We start from the raw sequence: 19,611 nt of genomic DNA, 5'->3' as shown, positions 1-19,611 counted from the left end.
CGCACCCTTCCCCGCACGACCCACGGGCATGCGATCGACCAGACGCGGGAGAATCAGCACGGAACGATATGGTCAAAGTCGGCCGGATTGCGGACTTCAATATGCGTGGTTGCTATGAAAAAATGAATGTTTCCTAACCACAGTGAGACAAAACCCGGTACGATCAAAAATAGATGTCGCGAGTCAACACAGCATCATTACTGATAGCAACTTGCGACAAACTGACGACACCGATAAAATGTGGCCGTATCGCTTTTCTTCTTTGTTTCCTCATTCGAGACCCCACCGATTCGACCATGGATAAGTCGACCGACATTCGTATCGTTGAAGCTGTATTGGAGTACAAGCCTGTTCCATTTCGTTCGCCTCTTAAGTTCGGCGGGCGAGTCGTCGAACAGACGGAAACGATCGAGGTGCGAGTCACGGTGGAAACCCGTGATGGCCTGATGGCCGACGGCTTCGGTAGCATGCCGTTAGGGAACGTCTGGGCTTGGCCGTCCAAAGAACTTACCGACGAGCAAACAGCGAAAGTGATTCGGCAATTCGCCGAAGAAGTGGTTCAGTTGGGCAACCGCTATCCGGAATACGGTCATCCGATTGACCTCACATTTCATCTCTCGGCGGAATACCACCACTTGGGTCAGACACTGCCAGGACGACTCGGGTTGCCCGAACCGATGCCCGATCTGGCGCAGCTCGTGGCGGCGAGTCCGTTTGATGCTGCTCTCCACGATGCCTACGGTCGTGTGCACGATATGAATTGCTTCCGGATGCTTTCCGACGAATTCATGACGTACGATCTTTCGGAGTACCTCGACGAACAATTCGAAGGCGAGTTTCTCGACCAATACACGCTGGAGCAACCCAAGGATCGTTTGCCGATTTATCACCTGGTTGGAGCAGCAGATCCCCTGACCGATGGCGATATCGAAAAACGTCTCGATGACGGGCTTCCCGAGACGCTTAGCGAATGGATCAAAGCCGACGGACTGACGCATCTCAAGATCAAGCTCGCCGGTGACAACGCCGACTGGGATTTGGAACGTGTTCTCATTGTGGACCGGATCGCCAGTGAAACCCAGCAAGAACGCGGTGTGAGCGACTGGCATTATTCACTCGACTTCAATGAGAAGTGCGAGACGGTTGAGTATGTGCTCGACTTCTTGAACCGTCTCAAAGAGCAGAATGCTCCGGCGTTTGATCGCATCCAGTACATCGAACAACCTACGCATCGCGACCTTGAAGCGAATCCGCAGAACAAAATGCACGAGGCGGCGAAGATCAAGCCGGTTGTGATCGATGAATCGCTGATCGACTACGATTCCCTCTTGATGGCCCGTGAATTGGGGTACTCGGGAGTGGCGCTCAAAGCGTGCAAAGGGCAAACGGATTCTCTGCTGTTGGCCGCCGCCGCGCAGAAATTCGATATGTTCCTCTGTGTGCAAGATTTGACATGCCCGGGGTTCTCATTCCTTCAATCGGCTTCGCTGGCGGCTCACATTCCGGCGGTCGCTGCGATCGAGGGGAACGGTCGGCAATACTGCCCGGCCGCTAACAAGAGTTGGACCAAGCGGTTCCCCGGCATGTTCGACATCACCGACGGTACCGTCCATACCGGAAGTCTGGACGGCATCGGTTTGGGGTTCTAGACCGTATTATGGTTTTCTATCTTCACGGTGGACGCGAAAAGAGCGTTTGTTTCCTGCCCGCCGCGAGACAGAACCCGCCACAATCAATAGTAAGCGGCGCGAAATCCTAGTAGTATCCACGGCGGTGCATTTCGAGATTCTGGTAGTTCATGAATGCCAGATATCCGAACAGAAACGCGGGGTATCGGCGTTCTTGGCTGATGAAGAAGACTGCCGCGGCAATCCCGACGCCGATGCCCAACTTGAACGTCAATTCGCGACCATCCCGGTAGCGGTATTTTTCGAGCAAGGTGCCGGCGATCTGTCCACCGTCCAGCGGAAACACGGGCAGCAGATTCACCAATCCCCAATAGAGATTGATGTACTTCAGCTGGTGAATGGCTTCGTACCACCACGGGATTCGATAACTTTGCGGACCGTCTGTCACAACGCCACTCACGATTGCGTTCCGTATTTCGCCGCTAAAAAGATACTCTCCAAGAACCACAAGACCGTAGAGCAGAAAACCGGCCCACGGGCCAGCGAACAGCATCACAATGTTTTTGCCGACGGTCCAATTCGGTTGGTCGCGGAACGATGCATAGCCTCCGAAATGGTACAACCACACCTCGGGGTGCCAGCCGAATGCCAGCCCGGCGATTGCATGACCGAGTTCGTGAACCAGGATCGAAATGAACACACAGCCCATCCAGGTGAGGAGCAAATCGGGACGGTCCGGCATTGTGCCTCGATATCCCATCAGAATCGTGATGACCCAAAACCAAGGCACGACACGAACCGGAATGGGGCCGAGCCGAAAGTACATATCGAATGCCGTCGGACGGGCTTGCCCGAACATAATTCTCTCCACGTTGCAATAAATGTTGCCCTCGTTGGGCCGCGTCGATGAACTGTACTCATCCGACAGGAAAGTGGCAAACCGGATCTTCTCCCGACTGATTGGACATTTGCGAACTGCCCGGCAAAAATGGATCGTTCTTGCGACTCCGTGTTTTCAATCCGAGGCCGATCGTGCTCCGTTTGCCCATTTATTGGATGTGTCTGTTCTTTCTGCCGGCTCAGTTAGCGACCGCCGCCGAACCGCATGTGGAACTGCAAGATGGCGACCGTGTGGTCTTTCTGGGCGGGACACTTGTGGAACGAGAGCAACGTTTCGGCTACTGGGAAACCGCGCTCACTTTGCTCAATGCAGATCGGGATCTCACGTTTCGGAATCTCGGTTGGAGTGGCGACACCGTCTGGGCGGAATCGCGTGGCATCTTTGATTCGCCAGCCGTTGGGTATCGTCGATTGATCGAGCAAGTCCGCGAGTTGCAACCGAACGTGTTTTTCCTCCAATACGGCAACAACGAGGCGCTGAAAGGAGTCGCGGAGCTTCCGAAATTTCTCAAGCAATACGGCAAATTGCTCGATGACTTACAAGCTGCGACGGAAGCAAACGCCCGGTTCGTTTTGCTCTCACCAACGTTACAGACCCCGGTGATCGCACCGGAGAAAGTCGTGGAACACAACAACCGTTTGATCGCAGCTTACGCCAAGGGCATTCAAGCAATGGCGGTTGATCGCGGGGTCTCGTACATTTCCGCCTTGAATTTGCTGTCCCGATACCAGAACGTCGATGGAGCAAATCGCGCGACGGATGATGGTGTGATTCCCAATCGTGATGGGTTTCGACTCAGTGCCAAAACGATTTTTGGCGAAGTCAAAACTAGTGCCGAGCATGAACCCCTGCGACAAGCAATCGTGCTGAAAAATCGCTATTACTTCCAACAATGGCGGCCGCAGAATATCACGTATCTCACTGGCTTCCGGAAACATGAACAAGGCCAGAACGCTGCCGAGTTGGCCGAGTTCAACGCACTGATCGCCAAGCAAGAACAACGGATTCGCGAACTGAAATCGCCTCATTAATCGGCGCGTCCACTCCGATTGCAATTCCGCATTTTACTCGTCTGGGAACAAGCCGATGGCTCAGCCTTGGGTCGCCATTCAACGCAATCCGCGTTCCGGCTCGGGGCCGCGTCGGAAAGTGTTGCTGGAACTGATTGCTCGACTGAAGTACCACGGACTCCGTCCTCGTTTGTATTCGCGGCGGGAAAAACTGACCGAACGACTTGAGATCGAGCGAGACCAGGACGACCTTGTGTGTATCGTCGGAGCGGGTGGCGACGGCACGGCGGATGACCTGATCAATCGTTTTCCTGGTTTGCCGCTGGCAGTGTTACCGCTGGGAACCGAAAACCTTCTGGCAAAGTATCTGAAAGTGCCCTGCTCCGGGAAGTTCGTCGCTGACATGATCGCCGCCGGTCACACGAAGCATTTCGATCTCGCAACCATTGGAGATCGACGGTTCGCGTTGATGGCAGGATTTGGTTTTGACGCGGATATCGTCCACCGCCTGCACGCACAACGTGGAGGGCACATTACCCACCTGAGTTATGTCCGCCCGATTTTCGATGTGTTTCGCCGGTATTCATTTCCGGAAATGCGGTTCTTCATCGACGATGCGACGACCCCGCTGACGGCTTCGGTTGCGATGATTGTCAATTTGCCCTCATACGCGATGCGGTTACCCTTGGCCGCCGATGCGGATGGACATGATGGTCTGCTCGACATCCGCTTGTTTCGACCCAAGTCACGACGACAGTTAGTGAGCATGTTCTTGAGCGTCGTGCGGTGTCGTCATGAAAAACGAGACGATGTGGAATGTATTCGTGCGACGAGTGTTCGCATCGAATGCGATGAACCGATCCCGGCACAAGTGGACGGCGATCCGGCTGGGTTGGCACCCGCGGAAGTTCGGGTGCTCCCATCGGCACTGAAAGCGTTTGTGCCCGCCTGATGAACTCAGTGTGGTTACAGCGAACCCTTTGACGACGGGACACCGGGTTGACGCGGATCGATCGTGATTGCCTGACGCATGGCTCGTGCGGTCGCTTTGAAAAGTGCCTCCGCAATGTGATGGCTGTTCGCCCCGTGATGCAACACGAGATGCAAGTTCATGAGCGCATTCGACGAGACCGCTTGCCAAAACTCACGGACCAATTCCGTGTCGAATTCACCGACTTTCTCAGTGGGAAATTCGGTCTTCCAGACGAACAGCATTCGACCGCTGAAATCGAGAGCCGATGTAACGAGCGTTTCTTCCATCGGCAACGTCATGCTGCCGTATCGGGTCACGCCCCGTTTGTCACCCAACGATTCCCGCAACGCCTGGCCGAGACAAATGCCGACATCTTCGACCGTATGATGGGAATCAATGTGCAAGTCGCCCTGGGCATGGACCGTAAGATCGAACAATCCATGCTTGGCAAAAAGCGTGAGCATGTGATCGAAAAATCCGACACCTGTGCGAATGTCGGATTGGCCGGTGCCATCGAGGTTCAATTCCAAGGTGATCTGCGTTTCGGCAGTTTCGCGGTGAATGCTCGCGGTGCGTGTCATGATGAAAGACGATTTTCAAATGTTGTCTAGAGTTTCTGAAGAGCGGCCAACACTTCGGGAGCGCGGGAACGTCCGGCGTGGGTCTTGCTGACTTTCGTAAATTGGATTTTGCCAGCGCGATCGACGACGAAGGTGGACGGATAAGCGGTTTCGCGAGGGGCATCCCATCGCAAGTTGTACTGATTGGTCATGGTGTAATCGGGATCGATCACGAGTTCAAAGTTCTTTGGCAGCGTTTTGCCAGAGATGAATTCGTCGGCCCGTCCCGCCAACTTGTCCGCCGGTCCAGGGTAAACCAAAACGACGGTGGCGTTGTGTTCGGCGAATTCGTCAGCCTTGTTCAAGAACTGGGTCACTTGCCGACTGCAAATGGGACATTGATAACCGGGCCAACCGCGAAGCATCAAAACGACCACGGGGCCGTCTTTTCGCAGTTTGGAGAGTTTCACTGTTCTACCTTGAAGGTTTTTCAACGCAAAATCGGGGGCCGTATCTTGTAGTTTCGGCGGTTCGGAACTTTTCGGTTTGTCCGCCGACATGACCGTCCCGCCGCCGACCATCGCGACAACAAGCAGCAAGCAACCAAGAATTTTTGCGACCATTGTGAAAACTCCTGAGGCGATTTCCGATCCGTCCACGCTTTCATTATGCCGATCAAACCGGCATCATGCCATGCAACCCTGTGGTGAAGTCACTTTGAATTTGAGTTTGGCAGGACGGGCGTGTCTGCGACCACGGATTCCCAATCGCTTCCGGAAACTGACCCGCAACCGGTGGAGACGCACGACCGGTCAGCGTCGCCGCTACCGCCCCCACAACCGACGCCCGTCTCGCCCGTTTCGGGGCAGGCATGGTGGGGACTTCGCCGCAGTGATAACGTGGTCGGCGTAGCGTTGGTCATCACCTGTTTGACGTTCGCCGTTTGGCATTGGGGGCGACTCAGTGGATGGGGACTACGGGAAATTGAAATCAATCGCCCGGTCGAGAAAGTCTTCGAATATCAACTCGATGTGAATTCCGCAACGTGGGTGGAGTGGATGCAACTCCCCGGCATTGGCGAGACGTTGGCTCGGCGGATTGTCGAGAACCGAGAAATCCACGGACCATTTTCCTCGATCGAAGACGTGCAGCGTGTCAAAGGCATCGGTGTGAAAACGCTCGCGAAATTGCGACCGTGGATGACGATCAAAGAATAGCTCGCGACGTCGCTGACCTACACCTTTGTGAACCGTCGCCCTTTCAATTCAAACCGTGGCAACGAGCCCACCGGGACCGCTAACACTTCGGCTTGAAAATTTAGCCGGTCTTTGATGGTCCGGGCGACTTGCCCAATGAGGGTATCGGGGTTGGTCTCTGGTGTCGGTTCGATTTCCAATTTGAGATGATGCATCGAACGAACTTCACGGACTTCGATGCGGTATTCTGCAACCGCGTCAAACTCCCGTAGGATGGCTTCCAAACTGGACGGGAACACATTGTTGCCCCGAATCGTGACCATGTCATCCGCTCGCCCGAGAATCCCACCTTCTAGATGGAGAAAGCTGCAGGTGGAATCAGCGGGTTCCGTAGCGGCTTGCACCAGATCCCCGGTCCGATAACGGATGAGAGGGGAACCAAGTCGTCCCAAATTCGTGATGACCAACTCACCTTGTTCGCCGGGAGTGACTGGTTCGAGGGTTTCTGGATCGAGGATTTCGGCGATGCACTGGTGTTCGAGGACTGTCAATCCGCCACGACGCCCCATCGGTTCCACGGCGAGCGCGCCGATCTCTGTCATGCCCCAGTGGTCGAACAACTCCGCTCCCCATGCGGATTCGATCCGTTGTTTCGTGGCTGGGATACTCGCACCGGGTTCGCCAGCGACGATGAGTTTCTTCACGCTTCCGCTTGCCAAGTCGATGCCCTGCTCCGCAGCAACTTCCGCAAGTCGTAGAGCGTAGGTCGGTGTGCAACACACGACGGTGGCGGCGTTTTCTTCGATCAAACGCAACCGGGCTTGGCTACTCATGCCGCCGCCTGGCAAACAGAGATTGCCGAGCCGTCCCGCTCCTTCGAAAGCGGCCCAAAAACCGATGAACGGTCCGAACGAGAACGGGAACGCGAACACGTCTTCCGATGTGATTCCCGTCAGCCGATAAATGCACTCCCAGCAATCCATAAACCAGTTCCAACTGGCGGGCGTGTCCAGCCAACGCATCGGTCGACCGGTTGTGCCGGACGTTTGGTGCAATCGTGAGTAATCGGTGTTCGAGTACGTGAGATTTGTGCCATACGGCGGCTGATCGGTTTGATCGGCAACGAGTTCTGCCTTGGTACAAATCGGCAAGCGACGCAGGTCATCGACCGACTGCACGGCTTGAACGTCGATCGACTCGTATTTACGCGTCCAGAATGGATTCTTTCCAACAACCTCGCTGATCAACTCTCGCAAGCGACGGGACTGAATTTCGAGGATTTGTGAACGAGTCTGTTGTTCGGGCGGGAGATCCGGCATGAGTCGATCTTGCGATTCGCGGTCGGCGGGGGTGGTTAGTCGAGCTTTTTTATTGAGGCGGTTTCCCAGTATGTCAGCCAACCTCTGAGAGAGCAAACGATTGCCGAAAGCAAGTGTCAAACGCAAACAAACCGGAAGCCGAAGCCACCGGTTTGTTGCGAAGAATCAATTGAACGACTTCTCGGCACGTCAGATTATTCAGCTCCGCCAGACGTTTCCGGGGCGGGACTCAGGTCGATGTCGTTTTCGCTGTCCTCGGGAAGTGCACCAAAGGAACTTCGGAAGGCATCGAATTCAGCTTCCACGTTGTCTTGCGAGCCAACCATCGTGATCACGTAAATTCCAGAGTCCGGAACACCGATGATTGCACCGAGCAAGCGACCATCTTCAATTGCACCGGCATGTTGCAACAGCGGCTCTGATGCTCCTTTGAAGTTGCCCGTAATGTCCACAAAGACATAACGAATGGCCAGCTTCTGGGATGGGTCTTGTGGGTCATCTTTGGAGATGATCGCCGAGCGGGTTTGCCGGGTGTTCTCAACATCGGCACCGGTCGGTGGTTTTGGGAATTGATCTTGCCAACGTTCGACACTGCTTCGCACCTTGGCACCACCACCGGCGAGAAGATAAACCGGCACCGACAATCCCTCGCTGGTCTTGAACCTTTGCAGCAAGATCGTGTCTTGAGAGTTGGGGGTGGCTTGAGGCTCTTTGAGTTCGGCCGTCCAGCCGTCGGGAACAGTGAGCTGCAAACCGCCGTCTTGGTCCGCGATGGCTTGATCTTGAACGGGGCGTTTAAGGGTGATCTTTTTTGAGTCCTGAGCGGAAATGCTCGTCACCGCGCTCGTCATGATCGTTCCGGCCAACAATGCCAGAGTGAAACCCGATCGAATCCGCATGTTCATTGATTGCTGCCCCGCAAGTTGATCACGCACGAGGTTTGGACCTCGCAGAAATATCTGAAGCCGTGCCGTTCACGGCGAAATCTTGAACACACATTCTCACGAATCGGCGAGGGAGTTGCAAACAAAGAATCCGCCAACCGGAAACAAATGCCCATGATGAGCCGGGTCGGTAGGATTCTCGCAGCTGAATCGATTCGTTATGATGTGCGGGCGTCGTGTCATTCGGAGACTCTCCGACGCCGATCCAGAAACAGACTCCGCACTGATATGGCCGATTGTATGTCGATTCCTCGCGTGGTCATCGTTGGCCGTCCCAACGTTGGCAAAAGTTCCATTCTCAACTGGTTGGCCGGTAAGTTGGTGTCGGTCGTCGATCCGACCTCCGGCGTCACCCGCGATCGTGTTACGTACTTGATGCATCATCGCGGACGGTATTTCGAAGTCGTCGATACCGGTGGGATGGGCGTCGAAGACACGGACGATCTCACCGCCGACGTTGAACGGCAAATCGAAGTCGGTCTACAAGATGCCGACGTGATTCTGTTCGTCGTCGATGGCAAAACCGGTGTCGTGCCGTTGGACAAATTGGTTGCCGACCGACTGCGGAAGATCGAAAAAGACTGCGTGTTGGTGGTCAATAAGTGCGATTCCACCAAAACCGATGCCGAGGTGCCAGAGTTTCTCGGGCTTGCTCCGAATGCTCCGGTGATTGTGACCAGCGTGATCGGTGGACGGAATCGGAAGGAACTGTTAGACCTTGTCGTCGAGCAACTTCCTCCAGCCGCCGAAGACGAGGAGCAGTCTGCTCAGTCGGAGACATCCGATCCGTTGATGAAGTTAGCAATTGTCGGGCGGCGAAACGTCGGCAAGAGCACATTCATCAACTCGCTGGCCAACGAGGAACGTGTGATCGTCAGCGAAGTCGCCGGCACCACGCGGGACAGCATCGACGTGCGGTTCGATGTCGATGAGCAATCTTTCTTGGCGATCGACACGCCTGGTGTGCGGAAGAAGAAAAGTCTGGCGAATGACATTGAGTTCTACGGTCTCGTGCGGGCTCAGAAGAGCATTCGCCGAGCGGATGTGGTGCTGATGTTCTTCGATGCCTCACAAACCATTTCCAAAGTCGACAAGCAACTCGTCGACGAAATCAACGAACGCAGCAAACCCTGCATTTTCGTGGTCAACAAGTGGGATCTCGGTCTCGAAGAGGACATGACGACCGAGAAGTGGGCGGAATATCTGTTCGAGACTTTCGCTTCGATGCGGCATGTGCCGGTGGCATTCATTACGGCGATGGACGGCAAAAACATCCGCCAATTGATCAACCTGGCTCAGGCGATTTTCAAGCAGGCACACGAACGTGTCGGCACCGGTGAACTCAACCGCATCGTGCAGGCGGCGGTCGACAATCGGAATCCGCCCTACCGTCGCAATCGTCGGCCGAAAATCTTCTTCGCCACGCAAGTTGCGACCGACCCGCCGACAATTGTGCTCAAGGTCAACGATCCAAAACTATTTGAACCGTCTTGGAAACGCTACTTGCTCGGATTTCTCCGCGAGTCCACACCGTTCGAAGAAGTGCCAATTCGTCTGTACTTCCGGTCACGTGTGCGGGACGATGAAGACGAAGCGTGATGAGGTGATGAAGCCTGGGGTGATGGTATGAAGAATTTGTCGGGTGCGTCGTGACGCACCATGATTCCGCGTGGAAAAGAGGTGCGTCATGACGCACCCTACGACTGGGGTGATGGTGTGTTTGACTCTTAGGACGCCACTTGTAAAGAAGTTGCCAGTGGCACACGTGGTGTTTCCTCGAACGATCGAACCGGCTAAAATTCCGGCATTGCGGGCTCTAATTTTCTCCAGAATCAAAACCTTCTATGTCCGATGCCGAATCACGTGAACTGATGGTGCTTGAGCAGCCGGATGCTGTGCGGGCTCGGATTTTGTCGGCTCAGCGGCAAGGCGAACGCGTCGGGTTGGTGCCGACGATGGGAGCGTTGCACGCGGGGCATCTGCGGTTGGTCGAGGAAGCTCGGAAGACGTGCGATTTTGTCGTCGTCACGATTTTCGTCAATCCCACGCAGTTCGGGCCGCAGGAAGACTTGGAGCAATATCCGCGTCCCTTTCAAGACGATCTGGAAAAGTGCCGGGCCGCTGGTGTCGACGTCATCTTCCATCCGACGCCCGAAGTCATGTATCCGCCAGAGTTTCAGACGACGGTTTCTGTTGGGAAGTTGGCTCGGGTGTGGGAAGGTGCCCATCGTCCGGACCACTTCGATGGCGTGACGACGGTCGTGTTAAAACTCTTTTCGATTGCTCCGGCGGATGTGGCGTTTTTCGGTCGGAAGGACTATCAGCAACAGTTGATCATTCGGCGAATGGTCCGGGATTTGAATTTGCCAATCGAGATCGAAACCGTCGAGACCGTCCGTGAGGCGGACGGACTCGCGTTGAGCAGTCGAAATGTCTACCTCTCTCCTGACGAGCGACGGTCGGCATTGATTCTTTCGGAGTCATTGCAACTCGCGGACGATCAGCTTGCAGCGGGCGAAACCGATGTTTCGCGTGTCCGACAAGCGATGCACGATCGATTCCGGGGCGATCCTCAAGTTAACCTCGACTACGCCACCATTGCTGATCCCCATACATTGATCGAGTTGACCGAAGCTCAACTTGAGATGGTGGCGTTGGTTGCGGCTCGGGTCGGACAGACCCGTTTGATCGACAATCGACTCATTCATCTTTCCTAACACAGTGACCGCCCCTCGGATTGACTTCAGCTAACCATAGAACGGAAGCACTCCCACCATGCGACAAACGTTATTTCGAATTCCGATTGACGTGGGAATTCCGCTTGGTTCCTGGGAACTGCCATTGTTCGGTGTGGGCCTGGTGCTGCTACTGTGGGTTTTGTATGGCCTGATTCGGCTGTGGCAATACCGGAAGCAACTTGATCTCCAAACGCTTGGTGTACCAGTCGTGATTTGGGTTGTCGGGGCGATGGTGATCATCAAAGCTCCCGCCTGGGCGACTAAATCTCTCCATCAGAAGCTGGCTGAGACATCTGTGGCGATGGAGTCGGCAATGAATGGCGTGCCGATGGCTGAGCTATTGATCGTCCGTGGTGATACACAACTCGCGTTACGAGATTACCAAGCCGCTCATGATGACTATGCCGAGTCAATCAAATCGGCTCCGAATCTCGCGGAAGGTTATCAGCGGTTAGGATGGTTGTTGGCGACGGCTCCGGATCCGGAAATTCGCGATGGAGAACGTGCCTTACAAGCCGCTCGGCGAGCGATCGAAATTGGCCGCGTGCAAACAGCAAGGATGTACGATACGTTGGCCGCCGCATACGCGGATCAGGGGGACTTCGAGAACGCAATTGCGTCAGAACGAAAAGCGGCGAACATTGCTTCGTACTCGCCGAATACGTCAATCGGTCTGGCAGAAATTCGTGAACGAATTCAATTGTATCAAGGAAACGAAGCGTTTCGCATGAGCCGGATCGCGAAGACGTTTCCGCAATCCCTGCCGATTTACGGTTATGGGTTTATGCTGTTCATTGGATTTGTGCTCTGTATGGTGTTGGCTTCGCGATTGGCCACACGAGTCGGAATTCCTCGCGAATTTATCTGGGATATTGGTGTCTTTGGGTTGTTGGCGGGAATTGTCGGTGGAAGGTTGTTCTATATCGTCCAATACAGTGACCGAGTCTTTGGCGGAAAAACGGGAACGGAACTTCTGTTCGCACCGTTTCAACTGCAAGAAGGTGGACTGGTCCTGCTCGGTGGTGTGATCGCCGGTTCGAGCGCGATGATCTGGTACTGCTGGAAACAGAAGGTCAGTCCGTTGTTACTCGCGGATATCGCGGTTCCTGCATTCTTCTTGGCGTTGGCCTTCGGTCGGTTAGGCTGCTTGATGAACGGATGCTGTTACGGCGATCGCTGCGAACTTCCCTGGGCAATTCAATTTCCGATGGGCAGCGTGCCGGATATGGCATTGGTGCACCGTGGATTCCTCAGTCCTGATTCCACCTCGGTCATGATGCTACAACCGTCACAAATCTATAGCACGATCAATGCGTTGATGCTTTGCTGCGTGGCCTTGGTGGTGTTCCGTTACCGGACCCGCAACGGTTTGGTGCTTTCGGTTGGGATGCTTCTGTACCCGATTGCACGATTCATCATTGAGTATCTACGCGGTGATGAAATGGGCAAGTTCGGGACTTCTCTCACCATCTCTCAGTGGGTTAGTGTGACGATGTTTGTTTCTGGGGTTGTGTACACTGCTTGGTTGCTAAATCGCCCTGGCAAGTTAACAACTTCGCGAATTTTCGCACCATCGTCCGAAAATGTGATCAAGAAACCGGCTGTTGGAACGTCTACCTAGTGACACGTTATTCGTATTTTGCCGATTTGCACTGTTCCTTATGGGTGGAGACGAGTCGACTGCGGCGTTCAAACGCGGACTCCTTGACAGTATTCTCTGGCGAGGAGACGATAGCTTCGGTAACGACGAGTGAATGACTGAGTCCATCAAAATATCAACTTACGCTCTGGCGGAATCGAGTGGGCCGCGACCACAATTCGTCTGGAGATTCCTGTAGTTTCGCAACGGTTCCCGTGAACGCCGACGACCAGCGACTGATCACGGAATGTTTGAATGGCCGAACCGAAGCGTTCGGGGACTTGGTGCTGCGCCACCAAAACCGACTTCACAACACGCTCGCCAAGATGCTCGGGTCGACGGAAGATGCCCGCGACATCTCTCAGGAGGCGTTCGTGTTGGCGTTCACAAAGTTGGACACCTTTCGCGGCGAATCGGCGTTTTATTCTTGGCTGTTCCGGATTGCGTACAACGTACTCGTCAGCCGAAAACGCAAAAAACGCCGAGCGACGACTTCGTTGGATGCCGCTCGTGAGAAAGCCGGCGTCGATCCAACCGATTTCCATCCGGAAGCTCATCCGTCACACTCTATGGAACTCGCTGAACAACAGACGCAGGTCCGCCGAGCCCTTGCGGAGTTGTCCGAGGAATACCGAGAGGTGTTGGTCCTCAAAGAGATGGAGAATCTCAGTTACGAGGAAATCGCGGAAATCGTAGGTTGCCCGATTGGCACCGTCCGCAGCCGGATTCACCGTGGCCGTGTAGAACTCCGCGAGAAACTTCGCATCATCCTCCAAATGGATGGCGTTTGACCGCCTGGGTGTCAATCGGATTCACCGCGTTGACGTTGCTTCCAATACTTCCAGCCGGGAACGAAAAAGCATCCGGCGGACACCAGGCCGTAGAAGGTCAAACTGAGATCCGGCCAACCGTGTGATTCGGAGAGCATCCGCAATCCCGCCATCACGACGGCAGAGAAATACATGATCAACGCTTGGACATAAAAATGCCCCGAGAGAATGCCAGCTTTGACCATAAAGACCATGGCTGCGATCAGCGGCAGGACGCAAGACATCGACAGCACTGGCAACTCAAGCACGGCTTCCACCCAAAACAGAAACGAGCTGACGCCGATTGCTCCCGCCCACACGTGCGCCACCTGACGTTCGACAAACGTGACCGGCCCGGCCAGATGACGCAAACTCCAAAAGCAGGCCGCCCAAATTCCCAGCCCCAGCGTCCATAAAGTCACGTACGGCCAGCGAGCGGTCACGTTGGCAAGCTGAAAACCGTTTGTCACCACGCACAACCCGAACAGCACCAGACTATGCCACATCCATAGCAGGCCCCAGTTTTCCAAGATGCCAGCATGGTGCGTTTCACGAAACATTCGACTGAGCACCTGCGTGAAATGGGACGACCGCACAGACGGTACCTCCCCACGCTGGGCAGACTCTAAGTCACGCTTGAGCGAATCGACGGAGGGGTAGCGTAGATCGGTTGGTTTCTGCAAGCATTTGAGGGTGATCATTTCCAAGTCGGAATCCACTCCTTTGTTCAGCAAACGCGGTGGCAGCGGGTCTTGCTCGAGGACCAGCAAAACCGTGTCAACCGGTGACGCAGCTTGGAATGGTGCACGACTGGTGAGCATCGCATAGAGAATGGCTCCGAGGCTGTAAACGTCTGACGCCGGGCCGATTTCTCCGCGTCGACCGGCGGCTTGCTCAGGAGCCATGTACGAGGGGGTTCCAAGAATGGCTCCGCTCTCCGTGAGACTCGGCTCACGATGGGCGGTGACGTCCGAAGGTCTCGAAAACTGTTTCGCGAGCCCGAAATCCGTGATAAACGGTCGCCCTTGCCGATCCAAAAGAATATTGGATGGCTTCAAGTCCCGGTGCAGAATTCCTTGACGATGCGCATGCTCAATCGCTTCGCAAATCGGCACCATGAGTTCCGTTGCCTCGCGATTCGACAATGGACCGTCGATCAACCGCTGCGAGAGCGTGGGGCCGTCCACGTATCGCATGCTGAAGAACGGCTGCCCTTCCCACTCACCAACCTCATAGATCGGCACGATATGAGGGTGGTCGAGCTTGGCAATGGCCTCGGCTTCAGACCGAAACCGGGTCAGCTCTTCCTCCGACGCCAAGTTTCCTTGCAGGATCATCTTGAGTGCGACAATCCGATCGAGACTGATCTGCCGAGCCCGGAACACCACGCCCATTCCCCCACGCCCGATCTCCTCTAGCAACTCGTAGTCGCCGATACAGCCCAGCGAAACGTCTGGCAGAACGTGAACACGCCCTGCCCCGTCCGATGAAGTCGAGATCGGAGGCGAAACACTGATGGTTTCTTGGGCATCGGAATTTGCGAGCTTCCCAAATTCCTCCGCCACCATTGCCGTGGCGTACAACTCCCGCAACTCATTGACGTATTCCGAGTGCTCCGTCGCGACTTGCGACCAATCCGGTTGGCGATCACCGTGGCTGGTCAGCAACGATTCCAAGAGATTCCAAAGAACGGCTTCTCGGTCTGATTCATCATCCCGATCGGTCTGGGAGTTTGAAGTCACGTTTTACATCCACATGTGAATTCGGTCTTGCAGTTGCGGCGGTAGGCGTTTTTCCACGGCTCGTTTCACTTGCCGCTCGTGATAGCGAGTGCTGAAGTGCGAGAGAATGATCAATTCGTTTTGGAAACGATCGGCTCGCTCGAGAATGTCATCGAGGTGGGTGTGACCGTGCTTATGAATTTTCTCTTTGCGGTGTTCCGGTCGGAAGAAAGTCATCTCTGTAATCAAGACTTGAGCTTCGTAGACCGCCGGGTCACTATCAAGACCGGCTGGCGATGTATCCCCGGTATAACACACTAACGGAACGCGAACCTCCTCGCTGACATCTTCCCCTGAGAGTCGAATGTCACGAATTTGATCCTGCGGTAAACCTTGATATTCCGTCTTGAGTTTTCGACGACGATCCCACACAAGAAAACCGACACTCGGGACCGTGTGTGTTGTCTCAAAAACTGTGACGACATGCTCGCGAGAAAGTTCAATTTCATCACCAGGCGAGACTCCCACGAGTTCACAGAGCATCCGCCCACGATCGAGCTTCTGCCACGCGCGGAGCATTCGAGTGACATTCTCGACGACTTCGGCGGGGACGTAGATGGTCGGTGGTTCCATCTTCATCATTTTTCGTCGAGCAACGAGCACCGGCAACGCCGCCATGTGATCTAAGTGCGAGTGTGAGATGAAATAAGTACCGGTTCCCATGAATGCCCAAGGACTAGCACCCAGGTCGAACCCGAGTTTTAGTTCCGGAATCCGCCAATACGTTTGGACCGCCGCTCGTGAGTAGCCTTCAATGGTCAAAGCTTTATGCTGCAAAGTAAGCAGCGGAAGATTCTCTAACATATGTCAAAACTATATTCGTTTGATGCGTGTGATTGCATCGAATGGTGGATGATTCGACACGTTGGTTCAATGTTAAATTGAATGTCGAAACGATTAGTCGCTGAACTCGTAACCCAGCAATCGTTCTAGTGAGAAAATGAACATGCCGGCGTTTGCTAGACTGCTGTAGTTAAACGAAAACTTACCTTTCGAACTAAACCATTTCGCTTCATTTGTATGAATCGCGAATATCCCGTTATTGATCGAAAGATTCTTGATGGCATGAGCCGGGACACGTTCGGTGCGTCCTTTGAAACAGAACTCAATGAACTGTGGTCCGACACGGACGGCATCTTTTTTGTTCACAAGAAACTCGACATAGCCATATTCATCAAGTTCGTCTTGCAAACGATCGGTCAGATGGATGTTCCATGCGTGTTCTGCCATGCGAGCCAAGTGGAACGGCGATTTCTCTTTCGGGTTCCCGGTCTTAGAATGGTAGTTGCCATTGAGTCGCATTAGCCGTTCGCCGGCACCGTTCTTCCAAGTGAAATCATAGCTTGTGCCTGTGTAGATTCCGTTTGTGTAATTACGGGTTTGAGCCGCATTGAGACTAACGGCGTCTTCAAATAGCAGTAGTTGTTCTTTGATTTCTGAATCCCAGTCTCCTCGGATTTTTAGAATTGCAACACCCTGCTCACCCACATAACTGCATTGATGGCGGAAAATGGATACAAAGTAGGTGATGATGCCGGCTAGCAAACCGAATCCAATAGAAATATAGACGACGTCAGGATCAAGGCCACCGAAGGTTGCTGCCGCGATGACTAGCAATGCCAGTGTGATTCCAATCGCCACCATTCCCACGATCAATAGTTGGACTAGTCCCGAATGTGGTTCCTTGCCTTCTTTTAAACTCGACCAAGCACTGAGGACTTTGCCAATTTCTGCAGGTGGTGGCTCGAAGAAAATCATCGTTACCGGGATTTCTGTTCCGGCATGTGTCACGACTTCCTCCGGCGGTTCCCACCACTCCGGGCCATTTTCGTCGTCATCAAAATCGTCGAACTGACTCATGGCATTTTCAGTCCTTGTTTCAACTGTGACCCGGAATGGTGTGACACGTGTGACAATTGTACCACGACGCTAGCTGAGGGTGATGACCTCATTCTTGGCGATGCTGTCAGCTTCTGCGTAACAGAGTTTGAGGGCATCGAGTGCGAGGTCGCCACTGAGTGCTCGCGGTGTCGACTTGGATTGAAGACCGTCTACGGCGGCTTGGAGTTCGGCGGTAAATGCCGAGTACCACTCGGTTCCGCCGGTGAGTTCCGGTTCGGTGACAGTGCCGTCTTGGAGAATCAGGGACAGTGGACGATCAATCACCCATTCACCGCCGACAGTTCCAGCAGAATACATAATCGTCGCTTCTTCCAAGTACAGTTCGATCCCATGAGCAAACTGCAACCCTTGAGCGGCGATACCACCCGCAACACAGGAGACCGCAAGATCCGGTGTGTCGTAGATGTACTGAGAGTGAACGTGGTTCACGAATCCATCAACGAGCATCCCCCGCGAGAAGACCGCTTTCGGAACGCCGCAGAGTAGCGAAAGGAAATGGTTGTCGTGGATGTGAAGATCAATTCCCCATCCGCCGAGGTTGCGGAAGTCGCTCATGTCGTCCGACCAGTTTGGCGGGCAGATCACCCGACGGAAATGAGCCGCTTTCAGTTTCCCATAGTGCCCATTCCGAACGGCGTCGGCAGCCCAGCGGAATTGAGGAAAGAACGGGAGCACTTGTCCGACCATGAGTGGGACGTTCGCTTCGTTCGCGGCGGCAACCATCCGTTCGGCCGCACCCAGATCGACGGCGATCGGCTTCTCAACGAACACCGCTTTGCCTGCTTTGGCGGCTGCGACGGCGACTTCTTCGTGCATGTCCGGCGGCAGACAGATGTCGATGAGGTCAATCTCTGGGTCAGCCAGCATGTCATGATAGTCAGTGAACTTCTTGAGATTCGACGTATCGACCTGCCCTGCCGGTGGCCCGAAGTTGCCTTGAATTCCCGTCCAATCACCGTCGAGTTTCTTCTGACTTCGTGTGCAAATGGCAGTGACTCGCCCACCGTTGAGATGTTCGGCGGCGGTGAAGTGGGTGTAACCCATGAACCCGATACCCACGATGCCGATATTAACCATGTTTCTTTCTTCCGTTTCCGATAATTGCGCGTGACGTCTCTGCGAGCTGCTTGATCGCTGCAAACTGCTTGTGTTGAGAGACAGTTTGGCGGGTCGGTTCGCAGGCGTCAAACGTCGCGTTCGACAGCCAGTCGAGCAACCGCAAATGCGCATGCGGCTTCGGAGATACGGTCGGCAAACATCCGGGCCAAATCGACGTGTTCACACGTTCGGAGTTGTGGATGCGTTTGAGTCACACGCTCGGCCAGAAAAGAGCCGGAGCCAGACGTCAAGACGTGCGTTGGAACAGAAGCTTGCGTGGCGAGCACTTGATCGATGGACGAGAGGATACGACGAATTTGGATGGCCGAAAGATCGTGAGCCAGCGACGTGATTTCTTCTTCCGCGACCTCTGTAGTGTCGGCACAGAGCATTCTTGCCAATCGGTCGCAGGCGGCCTCACGTGTCGCGGGGCGATTGTTGGCAGTGTCGGAGTTGGTGGGTTCCTCTGGAAGTTCGCCGGTCAGAAGGTAGACATCTTGTGTGGTGGCGAATAACTCCGCCGCCAGCGAGCAATGCCCATCTCGCCAGGGAACTTCATTCGCCAAGGCCACGATTGGTGTGCGGTGGACGCCCGTATACACCAACTCTCCGGAACACAGACGTTCGGTGTCGGTCAAGCCGGTTGGAGTCGGGACGCCATTCGTCAGCGGAATGACATCGGTGGTCGTGCTGCCGACGTCGAGTAGAATCGCGAACGAGTCCGCGGGAAGTATCCGTCCAACCCACGTTGCCAACGCGTGCCAATTCGCCGCCGCAACGAGCAGGGGAATTTCTCGGGCGACTTCGGGGCTGACGAATTCCGCCCCCGTTTGCCAGACGACAATCGGTCGGTCGTTAGCAACTTGCTCAACGGCTGCGAGGATTGAGTCAACACCATCCGCTTTTGTTCGAAAGCAGTCGGCCAATTCGCCGGTCATCGTGACGGCAAACCGATCCGGTGGTGGGAATTCCGCGATGAAATCCCGCAGGACTTCGGAAAGGCGATCGGGTTGCTCCCACAGTGGGAACGCCATTGACCGAGCCATACCGTCAACATCGGCGGCTTTGATGTTCGCGCCACCAATATCCAAACCGAGCGTCCGCATGGCGTCT

The 19,611-nt window shown here is 54.6% G+C and carries 18 protein-coding genes; 8 read left to right on the top strand and 10 right to left on the bottom strand.

What is annotated here, in order from left to right:
• Positions 1–296: 296 nt before the first annotated feature.
• Positions 297–1,649 carry a mandelate racemase/muconate lactonizing enzyme family protein gene (locus tag G6R38_RS14500; RefSeq protein ID WP_166826852.1) on the top strand — a complete coding sequence of 451 codons (1,353 nt, stop codon included), beginning with the start codon at positions 297–299 and terminating at the stop codon, positions 1,647–1,649.
• Positions 1,650–1,755: 106 nt separating this feature from the next.
• Here G6R38_RS14500 and G6R38_RS14495 read toward each other — a convergent pair whose 3' ends face one another.
• Complete coding sequence (locus G6R38_RS14495; protein WP_166826850.1) at positions 1,756–2,487, bottom strand: site-2 protease family protein; 732 nt, start codon at positions 2,485–2,487, stop codon at positions 1,756–1,758.
• Positions 2,488–2,660: 173 nt separating this feature from the next.
• Between G6R38_RS14495 and G6R38_RS14490 the strand changes: the two genes are divergently transcribed.
• Both G6R38_RS14490 and G6R38_RS14485 read left to right on the top strand, forming a co-directional pair.
• A complete protein-coding gene (locus tag G6R38_RS14490; RefSeq protein ID WP_166826848.1) occupies positions 2,661–3,560 on the top strand; it encodes a GDSL-type esterase/lipase family protein in 900 nt (299 codons plus the stop codon).
• Positions 3,561–3,615: 55 nt separating this feature from the next.
• A complete protein-coding gene (locus G6R38_RS14485; protein WP_166826846.1) occupies positions 3,616–4,491 on the top strand; it encodes a diacylglycerol/lipid kinase family protein in 876 nt (291 codons plus the stop codon).
• Between the two features lie 14 nt (positions 4,492–4,505).
• On the opposite strand, the gene hisB is transcribed toward G6R38_RS14485, so the two are convergent.
• Both hisB and G6R38_RS14475 read right to left on the bottom strand, forming a co-directional pair.
• The gene (gene hisB, locus G6R38_RS14480; RefSeq protein WP_166826844.1) at positions 4,506–5,093 is read right to left on the bottom strand and encodes an imidazoleglycerol-phosphate dehydratase HisB; all 588 of its coding nucleotides are present in this window, start codon (positions 5,091–5,093) and stop codon (positions 4,506–4,508) included.
• Between the two features lie 26 nt (positions 5,094–5,119).
• A complete protein-coding gene (locus G6R38_RS14475) occupies positions 5,120–5,695 on the bottom strand; it encodes a peroxiredoxin family protein (RefSeq protein WP_166826843.1) in 576 nt (191 codons plus the stop codon).
• Between the two features lie 120 nt (positions 5,696–5,815).
• On the opposite strand from G6R38_RS14475, the gene G6R38_RS14470 reads away from it, so the two are divergent.
• Positions 5,816–6,289, top strand: a complete 474-nt coding sequence (locus G6R38_RS14470) for a ComEA family DNA-binding protein (protein ID WP_166826841.1) — start codon at positions 5,816–5,818, stop codon at positions 6,287–6,289.
• A 17-nt stretch (positions 6,290–6,306) separates the two neighbouring features.
• On the opposite strand, the gene G6R38_RS14465 is transcribed toward G6R38_RS14470, so the two are convergent.
• Positions 6,307–7,587 carry a phenylacetate--CoA ligase family protein gene (locus G6R38_RS14465; protein ID WP_166826839.1) on the bottom strand — a complete coding sequence of 427 codons (1,281 nt, stop codon included), beginning with the start codon at positions 7,585–7,587 and terminating at the stop codon, positions 6,307–6,309.
• 194 nt (positions 7,588–7,781) lie between these two features.
• Positions 7,782–8,522 carry a hypothetical protein gene (locus tag G6R38_RS14460; protein WP_166826837.1) on the bottom strand — a complete coding sequence of 247 codons (741 nt, stop codon included), beginning with the start codon at positions 8,520–8,522 and terminating at the stop codon, positions 7,782–7,784.
• 249 nt (positions 8,523–8,771) lie between these two features.
• Between G6R38_RS14460 and der the strand changes: the two genes are divergently transcribed.
• The 4 genes from der (at position 8,772) to G6R38_RS14440 (ending at position 13,699) form a co-directional block, all read left to right on the top strand.
• A complete protein-coding gene (gene der, locus G6R38_RS14455) occupies positions 8,772–10,130 on the top strand; it encodes a ribosome biogenesis GTPase Der (protein WP_166826834.1) in 1,359 nt (452 codons plus the stop codon).
• Between the two features lie 245 nt (positions 10,131–10,375).
• Entirely contained in the window at positions 10,376–11,248 is an 873-nt protein-coding gene (gene panC / locus G6R38_RS14450; protein WP_206028591.1) for a pantoate--beta-alanine ligase, read from the top strand.
• A gap of 58 nt (positions 11,249–11,306) precedes the next feature.
• A complete protein-coding gene (locus G6R38_RS14445; RefSeq protein ID WP_166826818.1) occupies positions 11,307–12,890 on the top strand; it encodes a prolipoprotein diacylglyceryl transferase in 1,584 nt (527 codons plus the stop codon).
• 179 nt (positions 12,891–13,069) lie between these two features.
• Positions 13,070–13,699, top strand: coding sequence for an RNA polymerase sigma factor (locus tag G6R38_RS14440; protein WP_240928214.1), 630 nt, complete (start codon positions 13,070–13,072; stop codon positions 13,697–13,699).
• An 11-nt stretch (positions 13,700–13,710) separates the two neighbouring features.
• Here the strand turns inward: G6R38_RS14440 and G6R38_RS14435 are convergent, their stop codons facing one another.
• From G6R38_RS14435 to G6R38_RS14415, 5 genes are all read right to left on the bottom strand, one after another.
• Positions 13,711–15,459 (bottom strand): serine/threonine-protein kinase, encoded by a 1,749-nt coding sequence (locus G6R38_RS14435; RefSeq protein ID WP_166826817.1) that lies wholly within the window; start codon positions 15,457–15,459, stop codon positions 13,711–13,713.
• A 3-nt stretch (positions 15,460–15,462) separates the two neighbouring features.
• Positions 15,463–16,302 (bottom strand): MBL fold metallo-hydrolase, encoded by an 840-nt coding sequence (locus G6R38_RS14430; RefSeq protein WP_166826813.1) that lies wholly within the window; start codon positions 16,300–16,302, stop codon positions 15,463–15,465.
• A gap of 93 nt (positions 16,303–16,395) precedes the next feature.
• The gene (locus G6R38_RS14425) at positions 16,396–17,358 is read right to left on the bottom strand and encodes a hypothetical protein (protein ID WP_166826810.1); all 963 of its coding nucleotides are present in this window, start codon (positions 17,356–17,358) and stop codon (positions 16,396–16,398) included.
• A 69-nt stretch (positions 17,359–17,427) separates the two neighbouring features.
• On the bottom strand, positions 17,428–18,477 hold the full coding sequence (locus tag G6R38_RS14420; RefSeq protein ID WP_166826807.1) for a Gfo/Idh/MocA family protein: 1,050 nt from the start codon (positions 18,475–18,477) through the stop codon (positions 17,428–17,430).
• 107 nt (positions 18,478–18,584) lie between these two features.
• Complete coding sequence (locus G6R38_RS14415; protein WP_166826796.1) at positions 18,585–19,604, bottom strand: hydantoinase/oxoprolinase family protein; 1,020 nt, start codon at positions 19,602–19,604, stop codon at positions 18,585–18,587.
• Positions 19,605–19,611 lie beyond the last annotated feature (7 nt).

The sequence above is a fragment of the Thalassoroseus pseudoceratinae genome (assembly GCF_011634775.1).
GTDB lineage: Bacteria > Planctomycetota > Planctomycetia > Planctomycetales > Planctomycetaceae > Thalassoroseus > Thalassoroseus pseudoceratinae.
This window is presented reverse-complemented; position numbering and strand designations above follow the sequence as displayed.

What these genes read in the sequence shown, in the direction of transcription:
- G6R38_RS14500 (WP_166826852.1), top strand. Translation starts at nt 297, where the DNA reads ATGGATAAGTCGACCGACATTCGTATCGTTGAAGCTGTATTGGAGTAC.
- G6R38_RS14415 (WP_166826796.1), bottom strand. Translation starts at nt 19,604, where the DNA reads ATGCGGACGCTCGGTTTGGATATTGGTGGCGCGAACATCAAAGCCGCC.
- G6R38_RS14475 (WP_166826843.1), bottom strand. Translation starts at nt 5,695, where the DNA reads ATGGTCGCAAAAATTCTTGGTTGCTTGCTGCTTGTTGTCGCGATGGTC.
- G6R38_RS14425 (WP_166826810.1), bottom strand. Translation starts at nt 17,358, where the DNA reads ATGAGTCAGTTCGACGATTTTGATGACGACGAAAATGGCCCGGAGTGG.
- G6R38_RS14445 (WP_166826818.1), top strand. Translation starts at nt 11,307, where the DNA reads ATGCGACAAACGTTATTTCGAATTCCGATTGACGTGGGAATTCCGCTT.
- G6R38_RS14420 (WP_166826807.1), bottom strand. Translation starts at nt 18,477, where the DNA reads ATGGTTAATATCGGCATCGTGGGTATCGGGTTCATGGGTTACACCCAC.
- hisB (WP_166826844.1), bottom strand. Translation starts at nt 5,093, where the DNA reads ATGACACGCACCGCGAGCATTCACCGCGAAACTGCCGAAACGCAGATC.
- G6R38_RS14430 (WP_166826813.1), bottom strand. Translation starts at nt 16,302, where the DNA reads ATGTTAGAGAATCTTCCGCTGCTTACTTTGCAGCATAAAGCTTTGACC.
- G6R38_RS14465 (WP_166826839.1), bottom strand. Translation starts at nt 7,587, where the DNA reads ATGCCGGATCTCCCGCCCGAACAACAGACTCGTTCACAAATCCTCGAA.
- der (WP_166826834.1), top strand. Translation starts at nt 8,772, where the DNA reads ATGTCGATTCCTCGCGTGGTCATCGTTGGCCGTCCCAACGTTGGCAAA.
- G6R38_RS14495 (WP_166826850.1), bottom strand. Translation starts at nt 2,487, where the DNA reads ATGTTCGGGCAAGCCCGTCCGACGGCATTCGATATGTACTTTCGGCTC.
- panC (WP_206028591.1), top strand. Translation starts at nt 10,376, where the DNA reads ATGTCCGATGCCGAATCACGTGAACTGATGGTGCTTGAGCAGCCGGAT.
- G6R38_RS14485 (WP_166826846.1), top strand. Translation starts at nt 3,616, where the DNA reads ATGGCTCAGCCTTGGGTCGCCATTCAACGCAATCCGCGTTCCGGCTCG.